Genomic DNA, 2,277 nt, shown 5'->3' with positions numbered 1-2,277 from the left:
TCACTTTGTTGCCTGCGGGCAACTCTGTGCCGAATGCGTTCCTGAAGCAGATGGGGCCTTCGGACTCGCCACCGCTGGGCGGTCGTGGTCTTTTCCTCATCCGGCTGCGGATCAAGCCACAATCGCGATCTCTCCAAATCTGGGAGAAATCCATGAATGCGATCCATCGCGCCCGTCGCTTCATCGAACGAAATCCGAACGGACAGTCCGCAGTGGTACTTTCGCAGTTGGTGCTGGCGCTCGAATCTGACCGCAGCTTCGAGCTTGCATCCCTGTATGAACTCGACTTCGACATGTTCGACCTCGCCGTCGAGATCCTGAAAGAGTGGCGACTTGATCGCTACTACGCCGGCAAAGCCAGGYTGTTCGATCTTTCGCTTCAGATGTCGCCCCTTGAGGGGATCGACGTGYCGCTCACGGGACAAGCGAGCTGATCGCCGCGGCGTGGCCCGGGCGTCGCGCCTGACCTCGGCGCGACGCTCACAAGAAGCTTTCAATTCAAGTGCGCGAGATCCCGGACGTCCGCGCGCACCGCCGCCCTGTCGACTGCGCGCAACGGCAAATTGGCCAGCAGCTCCAGACGGCGCCGCAGGGAGTACAGCGTTTGAATCGCGGCGTGAGCCGCCTGTTCGGCGTTGACGATGGCGGCCACATCCTCATAGGGCCACAACGCCGCGTTCGGCTGACCTGGCCACCGAGGCTGCAACAGCTCGATGGATGCGTCCAGCGCAATGACGAGGTCCGCCCGCGGTGCGCCCGAGCGGGTGAACTCGTCCCAACTGCGCAAGGCGGTGTGCGGCAGTGGAATGCTGGCGCTGGTCAGCGCACCCAGGGCAGCCGGGTGGACCGAATGGGCGATCTCGCCCGGGCGGCCACAGGAATGCACGGAAAAGCGCTGACTCAGATGGAGCAGGCAGGCTTCAGCCAGGATGCTGCGCAAGGAGTTTCGTCGCGAAACAAAAACAACACAGATCTTCTGCATGGACTCTCAGATTGTCCACCGACTGTGCACCGACGCGGCATCCCCGAACAACAGTTTTTCGAACAAGGGCTCCCTGTCTCGGCCTCGTTGCCGTACTGGCGAACCGACGGTATTTCGACCATCATCAAAGCGTCACTTTTCGAGAGTACGCTGCGTGCGGACGGTCTGCTGGCGCTGGTAGAGGTTGCTTCGGCGCCCGCCCTTTCCGGGTGGGTCCTCGATGCCGGCGACCGCCCCCCACTGCAGCCAGATGAAGACACGACCCATGATCACGCTTTCCAGATTCGCCTCCGCCGGCCTGATCGCCGCGGCATTCGCGCAAGTTCCGGCCCTGGCCCAGGAAGCCGCCACCGGCGCCGGCGCCAGCTTCCCGGCGCCGCTGTATTCGAAGTGGGCCGCCGATTTCAACAARGCCACCGGCGCCAAGATCAACTACCAGTCGGTCGGCTCGGGCGCCGGCCTCAAGCAGATCGAYGCCAAGACGGTCGAYTTCGGCGCCTCCGACATGCCGCTGASCGACGAAGAGCTCAAGACCAAGGGGCTSGTGCAGTTCCCGACCGTCATCGGCGGCGTGATCCCGGTGGTCAACATCCAGGGCATCAAGCCGGGCGAGCTCAAGCTCAGCGGCCAGGTCATCGGCGACATCTACCTGGGCAAGATCGCCAAGTGGAACGATCCGGCCATCAAGGCGCTGAACCCCTCGCTGGCGCTGCCGGACGCCGCCATCGCGCCGGTCCGCCGCGCCGACGGTTCGGGCACCACCTTCCTGTTCACCAACTACCTGAGCAAGGTCAACCCCGACTGGAAGGCCAAGGTCGGCGACGGCACGGCGGTCAACTGGCCKRCCGGCGCCGGCGGCAAGGGCAACGAAGGCGTCGCGGCCTTCGTGAACCGGCTGCCGAACTCGATCGGCTACGTCGAGTACGCCTACGTCAAGCAGAACAAGATGACGTACGCGCAGATGCAGAACCAGGCCGGCAACTTCGTCTCGCCGGACGACGATGCCTTCAAGGCGGCGGCGGCAGGTGCCGACTGGTCGAAGAGCTTCTACCAGGTGCTGACCRACCAGCARGGCAAGGATTCGTGGCCGATCACCGGCGCCACCTTCATCCTGATGCACAAGCTGCAGGACAAGCCGGYGCAGGCCACGACCACGCTCAAGTTCTTCGACTGGGCCTACAAGAACGGCGACAAGACCGCCGGCGACCTCGACTACGTGCCGATGCCCGACAAGGTCAAGGGCGCGATCGCCACCGCCTGGGGCGAGATCAAGGACGCGTCGGGCAAGCCGATCC

4 protein-coding genes are annotated in these 2,277 nt (G+C 64.1%); 2 read left to right on the top strand and 2 right to left on the bottom strand.

Annotated elements, in window-relative coordinates:
• Positions 1–434, top strand: a 434-nt coding sequence (locus tag AC1D2K_RS33645) for a hypothetical protein (protein ID WP_478094640.1), incomplete at its 5' end; no start/stop codon positions are given.
• Positions 435–493: 59 nt separating this feature from the next.
• Here the strand turns inward: AC1D2K_RS33645 and AC1D2K_RS33640 are convergent.
• Positions 494–982 (bottom strand): arsenate-mycothiol transferase ArsC, encoded by a 489-nt coding sequence (locus AC1D2K_RS33640; protein WP_478094638.1) that lies wholly within the window; start codon positions 980–982, stop codon positions 494–496.
• A gap of 132 nt (positions 983–1,114) precedes the next feature.
• Positions 1,115–1,249 carry a hypothetical protein gene (locus AC1D2K_RS33635; protein ID WP_478094636.1) on the bottom strand — a complete coding sequence of 45 codons (135 nt, stop codon included), beginning with the start codon at positions 1,247–1,249 and terminating at the stop codon, positions 1,115–1,117.
• Here AC1D2K_RS33635 and pstS point away from each other — a divergent pair.
• Positions 1,248–2,277, top strand: a 1,030-nt coding sequence (gene pstS, locus AC1D2K_RS33630) for a phosphate ABC transporter substrate-binding protein PstS (protein ID WP_478094635.1), incomplete at its 3' end; no start/stop codon positions are given. The two genes, AC1D2K_RS33635 and pstS, sit on opposite strands and share 2 nt — an antisense overlap.

The organism is Variovorax sp. P1_H12_2, assembly GCF_056405335.1.
Note: the sequence above shows the minus strand (reverse complement) of the source record. Positions and strands in the feature narration are given on the sequence as shown.